The organism is Xylophilus sp. Leaf220 (genome assembly GCF_001421705.1).
Taxonomy (GTDB): Bacteria; Pseudomonadota; Gammaproteobacteria; order Burkholderiales; family Burkholderiaceae_C; genus Xylophilus.
Genome location: NZ_LMKO01000022.1, coordinates 400486 through 416369, shown reverse-complemented (window position 1 = coordinate 416369; position 15884 = coordinate 400486). Strand labels below are relative to the sequence as shown.

General features: G+C 69.1%; 9 protein-coding genes. 8 read left to right on the top strand and 1 reads right to left on the bottom strand.

The genetic code is table 11. The annotated features are described in order from the left end of the window. Positions 1 to 64: 64 nt before the first annotated feature. Positions 65 to 4102, bottom strand: a complete 4038-nt coding sequence (locus tag ASE76_RS13855; protein ID WP_055840427.1) for a methyltransferase domain-containing protein — start codon at positions 4100 to 4102, stop codon at positions 65 to 67. A 96-nt stretch (positions 4103 to 4198) separates the two neighbouring features. Here ASE76_RS13855 and ASE76_RS13850 point away from each other — a divergent pair, with 96 nt between their 5' ends. The 8 genes from ASE76_RS13850 to ASE76_RS13815 all read left to right on the top strand — a co-directional run bounded on the left by ASE76_RS13850 (position 4199) and on the right by ASE76_RS13815 (position 15826). Continuing rightward, positions 4199 to 4981 carry a glycosyltransferase family 2 protein gene (locus tag ASE76_RS13850; RefSeq protein ID WP_168389256.1) on the top strand — a complete coding sequence of 261 codons (783 nt, stop codon included), beginning with the start codon at positions 4199 to 4201 and terminating at the stop codon, positions 4979 to 4981. 44 nt (positions 4982 to 5025) lie between these two features. Further along, positions 5026 to 6912 carry a hypothetical protein gene (locus tag ASE76_RS13845; RefSeq protein ID WP_156362754.1) on the top strand — a complete coding sequence of 629 codons (1887 nt, stop codon included), beginning with the start codon at positions 5026 to 5028 and terminating at the stop codon, positions 6910 to 6912. Between the two features lie 129 nt (positions 6913 to 7041). Then, positions 7042 to 8145: a glycosyltransferase family 4 protein gene (locus tag ASE76_RS13840; protein ID WP_055840423.1), complete on the top strand. Its 1104-nt coding sequence runs from the start codon at positions 7042 to 7044 to the stop codon at positions 8143 to 8145. Positions 8146 to 8211: 66 nt separating this feature from the next. Continuing rightward, positions 8212 to 9102 (top strand): acetylglutamate kinase, encoded by an 891-nt coding sequence (gene argB / locus ASE76_RS13835; RefSeq protein ID WP_055840421.1) that lies wholly within the window; start codon positions 8212 to 8214, stop codon positions 9100 to 9102. A gap of 281 nt (positions 9103 to 9383) precedes the next feature. Beyond that, positions 9384 to 10178: an ABC transporter permease gene (locus ASE76_RS13830; protein ID WP_082448496.1), complete on the top strand. Its 795-nt coding sequence runs from the start codon at positions 9384 to 9386 to the stop codon at positions 10176 to 10178. Beyond that, entirely contained in the window at positions 10168 to 11514 is a 1347-nt protein-coding gene (locus ASE76_RS13825) for an ABC transporter ATP-binding protein (RefSeq protein ID WP_055840417.1), read from the top strand. Before ASE76_RS13830 ends, ASE76_RS13825 begins: the two co-directional genes overlap by 11 nt. Continuing rightward, positions 11511 to 12062: a bifunctional 2-polyprenyl-6-hydroxyphenol methylase/3-demethylubiquinol 3-O-methyltransferase UbiG gene (locus ASE76_RS13820; protein WP_055840415.1), complete on the top strand. Its 552-nt coding sequence runs from the start codon at positions 11511 to 11513 to the stop codon at positions 12060 to 12062. The genes ASE76_RS13825 and ASE76_RS13820 overlap by 4 nt, the downstream gene beginning before the upstream one ends. Beyond that, positions 12059 to 15826, top strand: coding sequence for a glycosyltransferase (locus tag ASE76_RS13815; RefSeq protein WP_055840413.1), 3768 nt, complete (start codon positions 12059 to 12061; stop codon positions 15824 to 15826). Before ASE76_RS13820 ends, ASE76_RS13815 begins: the two co-directional genes overlap by 4 nt. Positions 15827 to 15884: the final 58 nt, after the last annotated feature.

The following is a 15884-nucleotide window of genomic DNA, read 5'->3' as shown; positions in this document are numbered from 1 at the left end:
GGGCGGCATCAACGACCCCTGCCTGGGGCGTACTCCCGTCGTACGGACCCGCCTGCCGAAACCGTCATGTCCGCAGCCAGCTCTTCACCCGCGTCTGCCACCGCAGCGGCACTGCCCGCGCCAGGCCGCGCAACACCGGCAGGCGACGCAACTGCACCAGCATGTCCAGCGTGCGCTGGCGTGCCACACGGGTGGCATGGCCGGGCAGGCCTTCCCGGTCGGGCAGGTAGGCCGCAAGAAACGCGGGGCCGAGAGCCGGAGCCGCCGGTGCCGCGCCGACACCCGCGAGGTAGTCGCGGTCGTAATTCCAGTCCTGGATCAGCGCGTCTGCGCCGGTCTCCATGACGCCGAACCATTGCGGCGAAGGCGACTGGCCGGTGGAGAAGTTCTGCTCGCGGATGCGCTCGAAGAACGCGACCCACTCGGTGGTCGTCGTGGTCCACGGGCGAACCCAGCTCCAGGCGCGGCCACTCATCCGCTCGGCGAAGGCGCCCAGGTCGGGCCCCACCACCGGCAGGCCGGCTTCCAAGCAGGCGCTGAGGGTATAGCTGTAGGTCTCGGGCCACTGGGCAGGGAACCACACCAGATCGGGCTTGAGCCAGTCCAGCAGGCCCTGCAGCTCGTCCTCCTCGTATTTGCCGTGCACCGTCAGCGCGCTCTTCGGGCGGGTGCGCAGGCTGCGGTAGCCGTAGCCGAACAGATGGAATTCGAGCGGGCTGTTGCGCTTGAGCGCCTCGGTGGCCACGTCTTCCAGCACGTCGGCTCCCTTGATGGGGCTCAGGGCGCCGATCACCGCGATCTTGAGGCGCGCGTTGGTGGGCAGCAGCTGCGGCGCAGGAATGGGTGTTTCGCCGTGGGCGACGATGTCGGTGTGCGGGGCCAGGTGGATGTCGGCCTGGGGAACGTAGCGGGCCAGTCGCCTGCCCGCGTCCCGGCTCGGCACCAGCACATGCCGGGCCTTGGACAGCAGGGGCGCGAAGCGGGCGCGCCAGGTCTCGATGTCGACGTTTCCGGGCGCGGGGATGCTTTCCAGGCAGGTCCGGCACTGGTCTACGCCCAGTTCCCCGCAGTAGGCATTGCGCTTGTCGGTCAGCGAGATCTGCGGGCATACGGTGTAGAAATCGTGCGCCGTGAAGTCGTAGGGCAACCCCAGGTGCTGCGGGAGCTCCACGACCTGCTGGCCATGGCCCAGCATGTGGTGGTAGTGCAGGTGCTGCACGCCGATGCTGCGCAGCGCCTGCAGCAGTCCCTCGAACTCCTCGGGCAGGCGGAACATCAGCACGAAGGCCTCGCCCGCGCCCACCAGCCGCAGCGTGACGCCGCCGGGCGTGGGGGTCAGCATGAAGAAGTTGGCGCTGCCGCGCATGTGCTCGGCCAGCTCGCCCACGTGGCGCAGCGTGCCGCCGTGGCGGTCGTGCATGATCGCCAGCACCACCGGCCGGCCAGCATCGCGCACGCGGGCCAGGTCCACCGCGAGCCGTGCCATCCGGGCCGGATCGCGGCCGATGAAGCGGTGCACCTCGGGCTCGTAGTGGGGGTGGAGCCGGCGCAGCGTCTCCATCGCGGCCTGCTCGCGCGGGCTCTTGCCGGCGCCGAAGCTCACGCCGCCGGCATGCATCACGAAGGTGTCGAGCGCGTGCAGGTTGCGCCAGCCGGCGGCGGCGGCGCGCAGGCAGAAATCGTTCTCCTCGCCGTAGCCCTTGCCGAAGGATTCGACGTCGAACAGGCCCACCTCGTCCAGGCAGGCCCGGCGGATGTACATGCAGAAGCCGATGCCGGTGGGCACGTCCACCACCTGGCCGGCGTTGGTGGCGGCGAAGAGCCGGTCCAGGCTGGCGGTGTCGTAGCCGGCCGGCAGCGCGTTGTCTTCGCAGAAGCGCGGGTAGCTGCAGATAGTGGCGTTGTTGGAGAACGGCGTGACCGTGGCCACGCGCTCGTCCGAGTAGGCCGCGCGGTAGATGCGGTCGAGCCAGTCGTTGGCCACCTCGGCGTCGCTGTTGAGCAGCAGCACGTCGTGCGTCTTGCTGAGCGCCATGCCCCGGTTGACGGTGCCGACGAAGCCGAGGTTCTCCTCGTTCTCCAGCAGCATCAGGCGCGGGTCGCTGTCGGCGACCTGGCGCAGCCAGTCCGTCACCGCGGGCTCGGGGCTGCAATCGTTGATCACGATCAGCTGGAACGGCGATTCGCAGGCATGCAGCAGCACCGATTCGATGCAGCGCCGGGTGTCCTCCAGGCCGCGGTAGACCGGCACGATGACGTCGACGGTGGTCTGCACGGCCAGCGGGCGCATCGGCGCTGGTGGCATGGCCGGCTCGGTCGTCTGGACCGGCGCCGGTGGCGCGAACATCTGGCCGATGCGCATCTTGGCGTGCACCAGCGGCCGGGTCGCCCGGAACACGGTCGATTCCTCGATCCAGCGCAGGTGGGTCGCCAGCTGGGTGAATTCGGACTCGAGGCGGCGGTGGTCGGAGCGCAGCAGGTGCAGTTCGCTGCTGAGGCTGCGGCGCTGGTCCTGCAGCAGGCGGTTCTGCTCGCTGAGCGAGTAGCGCTGTTCGCGCACTCTCTCCAGCGTCTGGGCGATCTGCTCCTGCTTGAGCTGCTCTTCCTGCAGCTGCGCGCGTTCTGCTTCCACCAGCGCGGTGAGCCGCTGACGTTCGAGTGCCAGCTGCTCGGACAGCCGCGCGCGCTCCTGTGCGAGCTGGTCGGCATAGACGCTCGCCAGCTGCTCGGATTGGTGGCGATGCTCTTGCGCGAGTTGTTCCGTGAGCCGCAGCCGCTCGTGTACGAGATGGTCGGCATGTTCGCCGCGTTCTCGCACCAGGGCGCCGTTGAGTTCGCCGCGCTCCCGCTGCAGCGCGGTTTCGCATTCGGCCAGCTGTGCGGCGGTGCGGCTGCGGGCGTCTTCGGCCTGCTGCACGCAGCCCGACAGGGCGATGTAGTCCGCCGACATCGGCCAGCCCAGTTCCACCTCGAGCACGGTGGCCGCCGACACGGTCGCCGCCGGAACCGGGAGCTCGATCCAGGGATCGTCGCCGTGCAGCAGCACCATCGCTCCATCGGGCAGGAAGGCGCTCGACGCCATCACCATCTGCTGGCGGGCCGATCCCAGCAGCGCCGTCAGGCCCTCGGGTGTGCCATGCCAACGCCAGAGCAAATTGCCCTGGTCTCCGTAGAGCGTGAGGGTGTGCAGGTGCAGGAAACCGGGCCGGTCGGCCGGGTCGAGCCGCAGTTGCGTCCACCCCTGGCCCCGCGGCAGGTCGAAGCGCAGCCGCTGCCGGCCCTGGCCGATCGCGCCCGTCGCCAGCAGCTTCGCGTCTTCGCGGTAGCCGCCGTCCCGGCCGAGGTACAACTCGGCGGTGAAGGTGGCATGGCCGTCCTCGGGGCCGGGGGGCAGGACGGCATCGGCCGACGCGCCGGGCCGTGCCTGCGCGATGAACTGGTAGGTCAGTGCGTCGGGCCGGCTCAGCAGGTAGCGCGAGACGGCCGGTGGCAGGCGGTCGAAGGCCAGCTGGAATTCTGAGGAGACGAGCTCTCGCCGGATCTCGTCGATGCCGTGCAGCGACCAGCCTGCGTCGTGCAGGAAGCGTGCGAGGGACCGCCGGGTGAAGAAGCGCAGGTGGGTGCTGTCGAGCAAGCCTTCGTTGCGATAGCGAAATTCGCCCAGCATCAGTTCGCCCACGAGGCCGCAATAGGCCGCGTTGGGAATCGAAATCAATACCTGCCCGTCGGGCGACAGCAAATGGCGTGAGGAATCGAGGATGCGGCTCGGCAGCCGCAGGTGTTCCAGGACGTCGGCACAGACGATCGCGTCGTAGGAGCCCCGGGCGAACATCTCTTCCAGGTTGCAGGTGTCGAGATCGGCGACGTGGAGGCTGCGGTAGAAAGGCTTGGCGAAGGCCGCCTCTTCTTCGTTGAACGTCACGCCGTCGACGGTGCATCCCCGGGTCTCGCCCAGATACTGGCCGAGGGCGCCGCTGCCGGTGCCCAGGTCGAGCACCGTCGACCCATGCGGTATCAGGCCTGCCAGAACGGAAAGGGAAGTACGTTCACCGTCTTTGATTTCGCGGAGATAAACGTGCAGATCTCCTATCTTTTGAGTCATCCCGGGATTATGCCGGGCGGACCGGAACCGGGCAGGCTGCCGACCGGGAATCGCCGCCCCGGATAATGACCGTTTCGCAACGTGACCGGACGAAGTTTGAACCGCAACGAATTGGAGGCGACCACGCCTGCGCAGGGACGTCTTTCGGTGTCGGTCGTGAGCCACGGCCACGACGCGTGGTTGCCGGCCCTGCTCGGGCAACTGGCAGCCGACGGCGCCGGCGTGGTGGCGCAAGTGATCGTGACGCACAACCTGCCGCCGGCGGGTGCGGCGCTCGGCGCGCAGGCGTGGCCCTTCGAATTGGTCGAGGTGGTCAATGCCGCGCCCGCGGGCTTCGGCACCAACCACAACCGGGCGTTCCAGCAGGCGCGGGCCGACGTGTTCTGCGTTCTCAACCCCGATCTCCGGTTCCCCGACGCGACGCTCTGGCCGCGCCTGGCCGCTGCCGCGCTGCAGCCGGGCGTCGGTTGCGCCTACCCGCGTCTCCTCAATCCCGACGGCCGGGTGCAGGACAGCGAGCGGGAGGCGGTGACCCCCTGGGCGCTGGTTCGCCGGCGGGTGTTCGGCCTGCGTGACCGGTCCGTCGACTGGGTGAGTGCGGCGCTCTGGGCCGCGCCTTCCACGGTCTACCGAGCGGTCGGCGGTTTCGATGAGCGCTACTTCATGTACTGCGAGGATGTCGATTTCTGCCTGCGGGTGCAGTTGGCCGGCCACGGCCTCTGCCGGGTGGATGCAGAGGCCGAGCACGAAGCCCAGCGCGCCAGCCACCGCCGGCCACGGCATTTCGTCTGGCACCTGCAAGGCCTGTGGCGGCTCTGGACGACGCCGGTGCTGTGGCGCTACCTGCGGCTGCGCCCGCCCCGGTCCGCGCGCGCCTGAGCGCGCCGGTTTCTCCGCTTCCCTGTCCTTCGTCTGGTCCTGCCATGTCTTCGCCTCCCGCCTCCACGCCTGTCCCGCCTTCCTCCTCGGCGCGTGCCACCTCCTTCACCGCGGCGATGGCTTGTCTGGTACTGCTGCTGGTGGGGTTGCTGGCCATCGTGGGCCGCGGCACGCCGGCCGCCGGCCAGGGAGCGCTGCTGCTGGCGCCGATGATGGGCCTGGACGCCTGCCTGTTCGCGGACCGGCCCGACGAAGCGGCCCGTGCGCCTGCGGTCGCAGCCCGGTGCCGGGGCGAACAGGGCTCCGCCGCGCCGGTGATCGAAAGCACCTTGCAGGCCTTGGGCGACCGCCGGACCAGCCGGGACGGACGCCTCGAGATGGGCTACACGCTGAATCTGCCGCTGTTGAAATTCCTGCGGCGGGAGGGCGACGGCTGGGCGATCGACCACGAAGCGGTCGCGCGGGCGGTGCGGTCGGTGCGCGACAGCGACCGGCCGGTGGTCCTGTACATGTTCTCCACCCATTTCGGCAGCGGTGCGGCCGCCGAGGCGGCGCTGGCAGAAGATCCCGACAACCTGCTGCAGACGGCCGACGGCCCGCTCGGGCCCGACCGCTATTACCAGACCGATGTCTACCCCTGGTCGTTCGTGCGCACCGACAACGGCATCACCCGGATGCGCGAGCAGGTCATGGGCGCCCTGCTCGGCGGCATCTGCAGCCTGGAGCCGGCCGCCCGGAACAGGGTGCGCGGCGTGACCCTGCTCGGGGAGTTGCACCACATGTTTCCCCGCTTCGAGGACGGCATGGGATTTTCGGGCCGGTATGCGATCACCGACTACAGCGCGGCCAGCGCCCGTGGCTTTCGCACGTTCCTGGAGCGGCGGTTCGGCACCGTCGCCGCGTTCAACCGGGCCCTGGGGTCGGACTACGCAGGATTCGACGCGGTGGTGCCGCCGTCGAAGGACATCCGCACTACGCCGCTCGGCCGCTACGAGGAGCATGTCGATGCGTACGCCGCCGGCACGCTGCCGGTCGCGGGATGGGTCTACCTGCCCGGTGCGACCGCCGCGCAACCGGCCTGGGTGCGGATCTACCGCAACGGCACCCTGGCGGGCAGGGTGCCCGCCCGCTTCGGCCGCCAGGACGTGGCGGCCGCCCATCCCGAGTTCCGCACGGCCGACGTCGGCTGGAAGTTCGACCTCGGATACGCCGCGCTGCCGCCCGGGCTCCACCGGTTGGACATGTACGTGGAGCTGCCGGCGGGAGGGACGGCCCCGCTGGGCAGCCGCACGATCGCGGTCATGGATCGCACCCAGGCCACGCCACGGCCCCAGCCGATGGCGCCACTGCCCGCCGCCGCCGAGCCGCCCCCCGGCCTGCTCTCCTCCCTGGACGGACCGGCGGAACTGTCTTCCTACTACTTCAATCCCCTCGCCGTGCAATGGAACGCCTTCAGGGCGCAGCAGGTGCGCGACTACCTGGCGCATTTCCGGTCGGTGGCCGCAGGCTCCTGCATCCCGGCCGACCGGATCTACTCGCACCAGATCCTGCCCTTCGTCAATCCGGGCTGGGACGCGAGCAAGTTCGCGGTCGAGCAGGACCTGGACGTGCCGCCGGCCCTGGGCCTGGGCGTCAGCCTGTACGGCGAAGCGAGCTACGGCCGTTCGTTCTTCGACTGGTTCGCCTCCACCGGCCGCACGGCCTACGGCGTGACCGAGTTCCACCCGCTGCGGCCGATGGATGCGGATGCGCTGGGGGCGGTGCTGCAGCGGCACGCGTCCCACGGTGCGCGCTTCCTGTCCTTCTTCGCCGAGTCCGATGGTTCCGGCCCCTGGCGGGAGGGCGTGCACAACATCATGTCCTTCGACGCCGGCAATCCCCACCACGGCGCGGCCCAGCTGCGCGAGGCGGTGCGGGACCTGATGCGCTGATGGTGCGCGCAGGAGCGGCAGCCGTGCCCTCGTTTGTGTCAGCACGGTGAAATCGACCGCTGCAAATGCCGGAGAATGCGCGGCTAGCGCCGGCATCCGTCCGATCCCGTTCCTTTCTCGTGCCTGCCCATGGTCTTCCTGTTCTGCCTGAGCGCATTCGTCGCGGCCGGTGCCGCCATCTGGCTCATTCGCCGCGCGCGGGGCCATGCACGCCGTTATGGCGACGCCATGCCGCAGCGTTTCCACGTGGGCGACGTGCCGCGCCTGGGCGGCATCGCGATCTTCGCGGGTGCCGCCTGCGGCATGGCGGCCGCCGGCATCGCCTTCCGGTTCGAGAACAAGGGGTTCTTCGACATCACGCCGACCACCGCCGCGACATGGGCCGCGGTCATGCTGCCCGCGCTGGTCGGCGGGGTGGTGGAAGACCTGACCCAGCGCCTGGGCGTCGTCTTCCGGTTGCTGCTCACCAGCAGCTCGGCCATCCTGGCGGTGTGGTGGCTGGGCGTGTCGGTCGACCGGGTCGGGGTGCCGATGCTCGACGCCGTCCTGGCGGGCATGCCCTGGCTGGGCGTGGGCCTGGCGGTGGTGGCCATCGCCGGCCTGCCGCATGCGTTCAACATCATCGACGGCTACAACGGGCTGGCCGGCATGGTGGCGCTGGTGGTGTGCCTGGCGCTCACCTACGTGGCCCTGCAGGTGGGCGACCGGCAGATGGCCGGGCTGCTGCTCTGCATGGCCGGTGCCACCGCCGGCTTCCTCCTGTGGAACTTCCCGCGCGGGATGATCTTCGCGGGCGATGGCGGCGCCTATCTGTGGGGCGTCTGCATCGCGGTCGCCAGCCTGCTGCTCGTCAAGCGGCATACCGAAATCTCGCCCTGGTTCCCGATGCTGCTGCTGATCTATCCGGTGTGGGAAACCGTGTTCTCGATCTACCGCAAGCTCACCCGCGGCATGTCGCCGAGCGTGGCGGACGCGCTGCATTTCCACCAGCTCATCTACCGTCGGGTGGTGCACCGGGTGTTCCACGACGACGAGTCGCGTCGCATCCTGATGCGCAACAACCGCACCGCGCCCTATCTGTGGGCTTTCACGTTGCTGACGGTGGTGCCTGCCATGATCTTCTGGCGCACTAGCTGGGTCCTGATGGCCTTCTGCGCGCTGTTCGCCCTCACCTACGTCGCGGCCTACATGATGATCGTGCGTTTCAAGGTGCCGCCCTGGTTGCGGCGCTGAGGCGCCACACGGGCCCGCCGGGCCGCATGCTGCACAATTTCGTCCTGATTTCTTCCCACCAGCACCATGACCGACATCGCTTCCATCTCACCGCGTGACAAGGCCGAGATCCTGGCCCAGGCACTGCCCTACATCCGCCAGTTCCACGGCAAGACGATGGTCATTAAGTACGGCGGCAACGCCATGACCGATCCCGAGCTGCAGGCCGATTTCGCGGAGGACGTGGTGCTGTTGAAGCTGGTGGGCATCAACCCGGTCGTGGTGCACGGCGGCGGCCCGCAGATCGAGGCGGCGCTCAAGCGGCTCGGCAAGGCGGGCACCTTCGTGCAGGGCATGCGGGTCACCGACAGCGAAACGATGGAAGTGGTCGAGTGGGTGCTGGCCGGCGAAGTGCAGCAGGACATCGTCGGCCTGATCAACCAGGCCGGCGGCAAGGCGGTCGGCCTGACCGGCCGCGACGGGGGCCTGATCCGCGCCCGCAAGCTGCAGTTGCCCGACCGGGACGACCCGTCGGTCTTCCACGACGTCGGCCATGTGGGCGACATCGTCAGCATCGACCCGTCGGTGGTGAAGGCGCTGCAGGACGACCAGTTCATCCCGGTGATCAGTCCGCTGGGCTTCGGCGACCAGAACGAGAGCTACAACATCAACGCCGACGTGGTGGCGGGCAAGCTGGCCACGGTGCTCAAGGCCGAGAAGCTGGTGCTGCTCACCAACACGCCCGGCGTGCTCAACAAGGCCGGCGAGTTGCTGACCGACCTGAGCGCCCGCGAGATCGACGCGCTGTTCGCCGACGGCACCATCTCCGGCGGCATGCTGCCCAAGATCGAAGGGGCCCTGGACGCGGCCAAGAGCGGCGTGAATTCGGTCCATATCATCGACGGCCGGGTGCCGCACGCGATGCTGCTCGAGATCCTGACCGACCAGGCGTTCGGCACGATGATCCGGTCGGACTGACCGCCCGGCCCCTGCACGGCCCATTGCCGGACGGATCTGCCGGCGACCCGTTCAAAAGCCGGTAAGCTACCCGGCCTGCCGCCAGGCGGCCGACGCCGGGCGCAAAATGCGGAGCGCGGCATCGCATGGGCGCCGGGTACCGAGGACCGGCGTGTTCCGTGGGACGCGCACTGTCGAACCCTTCGCCGCCCCGTGCGGGCCGACCACATGATTTCTGATTTCTCCATGACCGAAGGGGTGTTTTGAATCCCAACTCCCCCTCTCCGGCCGGCCTCGGCGACATGGCCGGCTCGCTCTGGCGGCACCGCGAGCTGATCGCACGGATGACGTGGCGGGAGATCGTCGGGCGCTACAAGGGCTCGGCCATGGGCCTTCTGTGGTCCTTCCTCAATCCGGTGCTGATGCTGAGCGTCTACACCTTCGTGTTCTCGGTGGTGTTCAAGACGCGCTGGGGCACCGGCGACGTGGAGCAGAGCAAGACGCTGTTCGCCACGCTGCTCTTCAGCGGCATGATCGTGCACGGCCTGTTTGCGGAGCTGGTCAACCGTGCGCCGCTCTTGATCGTCAACAACGTGAACTATGTCAAGAAGGTGGTGTTCCCGCTGGAGACCCTGCCGGTGGTGACGCTCGGCGGCGCGATCTTCCACAGCGCGGTGAGCCTGCTGGTGCTGCTGATCGCAATCGCGATCTTCAACGGCTTCGTGCACTGGACGGTGTGCTTCCTGCCCCTGGTGCTGCTGCCGCTGGTGATCGTCTGCCTGGGCATCGGCTGGATCCTGGCGTCGCTCGGCGTGTTCCTGCGCGACATCGGCCAGACCACCGCCCTGCTCAGCACGGTGCTGCTGTTCCTGTCGCCGGTCTTCTATCCGGTGGCGTCGCTGCCGGCCAGCGTCCAGAAGTGGATGCTGCTCAACCCGCTCACCTTCATCATCGAGCAGGCCCGCGAAGTGCTGATCTGGGGGCACCTGCCGAACTGGCTGGGCCTGGCCGGCTACACCCTCGGCGCCGTGGTGGTGGCATGGGCCGGGTTCTTCTGGTTCCAGAAGACGCGCAAGGGGTTCGCCGATGTCCTTTGAGGCCGCTCCCGCCATCCGTGCCCAGGACCTGGGCAAGTGCTATTCGATCTACGACGCCCCGACCCTGCGCCTGCGCCAGTTCGTGGTGCCGCGGCTGCGGCGCCTGCTGGGCCTGGCCGAGCGCAGCTACTACCGCTCGTTCTGGGCGCTGAAGGGCGTGGCGTTCGACATCCGCCGTGGCGAGACGGTGGGCATCATCGGGCGCAACGGCGCAGGCAAGTCGACCCTGCTGCAGATGATCTGCGGAACGCTGTCGCCGACCACCGGCACGGTGGAGACCTTCGGCCGCATCTCGGCCCTGCTGGAGCTGGGCTCGGGCTTCAACCCCGACTACACCGGCCGTGAAAACGTCTACATGAACTGCACCGTGCTGGGCCTGACCCGCCAGCAGATCGACGAGCGCTTCGACAGCATCACCGCGTTCGCCGACATCGGCAATTTCGTCGACCAGCCGGTCAAGACCTATTCCAGCGGCATGTTCGCCCGCCTCGCGTTCGCCGCCGCGATCCACGTCGATCCCGAGATCCTGATCGTGGACGAGGCCCTGTCGGTGGGCGATTTCGCATTCCAGTTCAAGTGCCTGCGCAAGCTGAAGGAACTGGCGGCCGGCGGCTGCACCGTGCTCTTCGTCACCCACGACATCGAGCAGGTGCAGCGCCTCTGCAGCCGCGCGCTCTACCTGAAGAAGGGCGAGGCGGTCTTCTACGGCGATGCCAAGGACGCCTGCATGCGCTACCTGGCCGACGTGCGCGAGTCCGAGGCCGGCATGGCCGGGCCGGCCGCCGACGGCCCGGTGCTGGAAGCGCCGCGGCGGGCGCCGGATGCGGCCCTCGACGCCGCGCTGCATGCCGCCTTCGCGGTACGGGTCGCGCCCCACCGCAACGGCAGCCGCGCCCAGGGCGAGGTGCTGGCGGTGGCGGTCAACGGCACCCACGGCGAGGAGCCCTCGGTCGAATTCGGCGGCGCCCTGGCGATCGAGGTGAGCTTCCGCCTGACCGCGCCGCTGGAGAACCCGACGATCGCGCTGTACCTGATCGACGCGGCGGGCCAGTTGATCGTCGGCACCAATTCCCACAACGAGCGGCTCGACCTGAAGGGCTGCACCCTGGGCGAGCCCTACACCGTGCGCTTCTCGCTCGAGAACCGGCTGCGGCCGGGGCGTTTCGGCATCCAGGTGTTCCTGGTCGACTACACGCCGGTGCTGAACACCGAGTACGTCGACTACATCGACCTCGCAGCCTCCTTCGTCAGCGCACCCGAGCCGGGCGTGCAGCGCTGGGCGCTGGTGACGCCCCCGATCGCGGTCGAACTGCAATCCTCTTCCTCCCTGCCATGAGCCTGCAACCGCTGGCGGACATCGACCGCCATTACGACAAGCCCGATCCCTGGGGCTACGAGAACAATCCGCAGGACATGCGCCGCAAGTCGGAAATCCTGGGCATCCTGCCCGAGCGCACCTTCGGTCGGGTGCTCGACATCGGCTGCGGCGACGGCTTCCTGACCTTCGACCTGCCGGGCGCCGCTGTCGTCGGCGTCGACGTGTCGCCGGCCGCCGTCGGCTGGGCCGACAAGCGCAAGGCGACGCTGTCGGCCGCCGAAGCTGCGCGATTCACCTTCCGCGCCGGCTCGGTGTTCGACCTGCCGCAGGTGGTCGAGGGCGAATTCGACCTGGTGGTGATCACCGGCGTGCTGTACCCGCAGTACATCGGCGCCGCGGCCTCGGTGGTGCTGCCGGCGATCGACGGCATCCTGCGGCCGGGCGGCGTCCTGGTGTCCTGCCACATCGACAGCTGGCAGCCGCCCCGTTTCCCCTACGCACTCGCAGACCTGAGCCTCTACCCGTACCGGGACTACATGCACCGGCTCGAGGTGTACCTGAAATGATCCTCCTGTACCACAAGGTCGCAGCCACCGCGCCCACCCAGTGGTGGGTGACCGCCGACGCATTCGACCGACAGCTGGCCGACCTGGCCGGCTACGACGTCGTCCACCTCGACGCGTACGACAGCCACAACCCCCGCCACGTGGTGATCACGTTCGACGGCGTCTACGAGAACGTCTTCCAGTTCGCCTTCCCGCTGCTCAAGAAGTGGGGCTACCCGTTCGAGCTGTTCGTGACCGGCGACACCATCGGCGGCGACAACGCGTTCGATGCGGTCGAGCCGCTGGCCCGCTTCTGCACGCTGGAGCAGCTCGACGCGATGGCGCAGCACGGCGGCCGGGTGCAGTGGCACACCGCCAGCCACTGCCGCCTGGCCGATCTGGCGCCGGACGCGCTGCGCGCCGAAATCACCGTGCCCGGTGCCCTGAAGGCGCGCTTTCCGGCGCCGCACCTCGACTGGTTCGCCTACCCGCACGGCAACCACGACGCCGAGGCGGTCGCGCTGGTGAAGTCGCATTTCTCGGGCGCGCTCTCGTGCATCGATGGCAACGACAGCGACCGCTACCAGCTCAACCGGGTCACCGCGGTGGAGACCAGCCGCTTCGCCCGCAAGCGGGTGAGCGTGGTGGTCGCCAACCACAACTACGGCGCCTTCCTGCCGCAGGCGATGGATTCGGTCCTGCACCAGACCCTGGCGCCCGACGAGATCATCCTGATCGACGACGCCTCGACCGACGGCTCGCAGGAGATCGCGCAGCGCTACCGCGATGTCGCCACCGTGGTGATCAACGAGCGCAACCTTGGCATCGTCGCCAATTTCAACAAGGCGGTGGGGCTCTGCACCGGCGACTACATCGCCTTCCTGGGCGCCGACAACCGGATGCGCTGCGACTATGTCGAGCAATGCCGCGCCGCGCTCGACCGCCGGCCCGACGCGGCCGTCGCCTATACCGACATGCTGCTGTTCGGCCACCGGGCGGCCGAGCTGGCGGCCAAGGTGGGAGCCGAGCAGATCGGCAGCAGCAAGCTGGAGCGCTGGCCGGTCTACGTCTGGCGCTTTCCCGAGCCGACGCCCGAGGCGCTCGCCAACCTGGCGACGCACAACTTCATGCACGGCTCGTCGATGTACCGCAAGGAAGCGTTCGATGCCGTCGGCGGCTACCAGGCCTCGGGCGGGCCGGAAGACCACAACCTCTTCGTCCGCATGCTGGGCCAGGGCTGGAAGCCGGTCCGCGTGCCCGCGGCGCTGATCGAGTACCGCCAGCATTCGGTCGGCCAGGCCAACACCCTGCTCGTGATGCAGCTGGAGCTGGCACGCCTCTCGCGCATCGAGCACACGCTGGCGGAAGAGCGCGCCCAGCTTTTGCGGGTGCAGGAGCAGCTGCAGACGGCGCAGGAGCACGGCGCCTGGCTGCGGCAGCAGACCGAGGCCCTGCACACCCATGCCGACGCCCTGCGGCAGCACGCCGATGCGCTGCTGGCGCAATCCGAGGCGCGCCACCAGCGGCTGGAGGTCGTGCAGGAGCAGAACACCTTGCTCGACAGCGCACTGATCGAGGCCAATGCCCGCGTCTGGACGCTGAACCACGAACGCAGCGAAATGCGCGAGCAGCTGGCCGAGGCCGGCCGTCGCGAGGCGTCGTTGCGCGAGGACAATGCCGCGGTGCGCGACGAGAACGCCGCGGTGCGCGAGCGGATGCAGGCGATGGAAGCCCAGGGCGCCGCGCTGGAGCAGCAGATCCAGGAACTGACCCGGCGCCACCAGGAGGCGGTCGACGACATCCGCGCCCTCGTCGCCAGCCGCTCGTGGAAGATCACCCGGCCGATCCGCTTCTTCGGCCTGCTCGCGCGGGGCGAGTACGGCGAGGCGAAGCGCCTCACCCGCTCGGTGCTGTCCCGGACGATGCGCCGGCTGCCGCATCCGATGCGCGGCTTCCTGACCCGGTTGCGGGCCCGCGTCATCGCTGCTTCGGGCCTCGTCGGCACGACCAGCGTGCGGCTCGACGCGGTCGCGCAACTGGTCGAGCGCCGCAACGCCTACACGGCCGAGACGGCGCTGGCCGCCGACGTGCTCCGCCCGCCGGAGCCCGCCGCCTGGCCCGACGTCGACATCAGCGTGGTGACCCACAACAACGGCAAGTGGATCGACGGCTTCATGGCCAGCCTGCGGCTGCTGGACTATCCGCGCGAACGGCTGCACCTGCGCTTCGTCGACAACCAGTCGACCGACCAGACGGTGGCGCAGCTGCAGGCGGCGGTGCGCGGCCTGGTGGCGGAGGGGTTCGAAGCGCAGCTGCTGCAGTGCCCGAACAACGGCTTCGGCGCGGGCCACAACGCTGGCCTGGGGGCCGGGCGTTCGCCGTTCGGCCTGGTGTCGAACATCGACCTCGAGTTCGAGCCCGATGCGTTGAAGCGCATCGTCGCGATCGCCCTGCACGACGAGCGCGGCGCCTCGTGGGAGCTGCGCCAGAAGCCGTACGAGCACCCGAAGTTCTACGACCCGGTCACCGGCGCCACCAACTGGAACAGCCATGCCTGCGTGCTGCTGCGGCGCTCGGCGTTCCAGTCGATCGGCGGCTACGACGACAACATCTTCATGTACGGCGAGGACGTGGAAATGTCCTACCGCCTGCGCCGCGCCGGCTGGGTGCTGCGCTACTGCCCGACGGCGGTGGTCACCCACTACGCCTACGAGAACGCCGGCCAGGTCAAGCCGGTGCAGTACCTGGGCAGCACCTTCGCCAACCTGTACCTGCGGCTCAAGTACGGCAAGCCGGCCGACGTCACCATCGTCCCGCTGATGGCGCTCGGCCTGCTGGCGCTGCCCCAGGCGTTCCCCGGCTCGCGCAAGGCGCTGCTGCGCAACTTCGCCAAGCTGGTGGTCAAGGCGCCGCTGGCGCTGGCGGCGCGCCGCTCGAGCAAGGCGGTGTTCCCGTTCCAGGTGTGGGACTACGAACTGCGCCGCGACGGCGCCTTCGTCGAAGGCCATCCGCTGCCGGCCGATCCGCCGCTGGTCAGCGTCATCACCCGCACCTTCCAGGGCCGGGAGCGGCTGCTGCGCCAGGCGATGCTCTCGGTCGCCCACCAGACCTATCCGCGGATCGAGCTGATCGTGGTGCAGGACGGCGGCGACAGCCTGGGCGCGGTGGTGCGCGAGGTGGCCGGCGTGACCGGCATGGACTGCCGCTTCATCGCCACGCCCAAGGAAGGCCGCTCGGCCACCGGCAACGCCGGCCTGGCGGCGGCGCGGGGCCGCTGGTGCCTGTTCCTGGACGACGACGACCTGGTCTTCGCCGACCACGTCGAGGTGCTGGCCCATGCGCTGCTGCAGCAACCCGAGACGGTCGCCGCCTATTCGCCCGCCTGGGAGGTGGAAACCGACTTCCCCAACGGCATCTCGGCCGACTACGAGGAAGTGCTCTACACCGTGCCGCCGGTGCTCAAGCAGGAGTTCCACCTGGAACTGCTCAAGGAGCGCAATTACATGGCGATCCAGTCGGTGCTGTTCGAGCGCCGCCTGTTCGAGGAGCGCGGCGGCTTCGACGTCGACATGGACGCGCTCGAGGACTGGGTGATGTGGAACGTGTACGCCGACGGCAACGTCTTCGCCTATGTGCCCAAGGTCACCTCGCTCTTCAGGACGCCGGCCAACGTCGAGATCCGCAAGCGCCGCAACGACATCTTCGCCGGCACCTACCTGCCCGCGAAGGAGCGGATGGCGCAGCGCATCGCCGCGCTGCGGCCGGCGATCGAGCTGGCCGCCTGAGGGCGCGTGGGGCGGCCGATCCAGCCGAGGCCGCGTCACCGCCTTTCCCCACGCTTCG

What these genes read in the sequence shown, in the direction of transcription:
- ASE76_RS13855 (WP_055840427.1), bottom strand. Translation starts at nt 4,102, where the DNA reads ATGACTCAAAAGATAGGAGATCTGCACGTTTATCTCCGCGAAATCAAA.
- ASE76_RS13840 (WP_055840423.1), top strand. Translation starts at nt 7,042, where the DNA reads ATGGTCTTCCTGTTCTGCCTGAGCGCATTCGTCGCGGCCGGTGCCGCC.
- ASE76_RS13815 (WP_055840413.1), top strand. Translation starts at nt 12,059, where the DNA reads ATGATCCTCCTGTACCACAAGGTCGCAGCCACCGCGCCCACCCAGTGG.
- ASE76_RS13820 (WP_055840415.1), top strand. Translation starts at nt 11,511, where the DNA reads ATGAGCCTGCAACCGCTGGCGGACATCGACCGCCATTACGACAAGCCC.
- ASE76_RS13845 (WP_156362754.1), top strand. Translation starts at nt 5,026, where the DNA reads ATGTCTTCGCCTCCCGCCTCCACGCCTGTCCCGCCTTCCTCCTCGGCG.
- ASE76_RS13830 (WP_082448496.1), top strand. Translation starts at nt 9,384, where the DNA reads ATGGCCGGCTCGCTCTGGCGGCACCGCGAGCTGATCGCACGGATGACG.
- ASE76_RS13825 (WP_055840417.1), top strand. Translation starts at nt 10,168, where the DNA reads ATGTCCTTTGAGGCCGCTCCCGCCATCCGTGCCCAGGACCTGGGCAAG.
- argB (WP_055840421.1), top strand. Translation starts at nt 8,212, where the DNA reads ATGACCGACATCGCTTCCATCTCACCGCGTGACAAGGCCGAGATCCTG.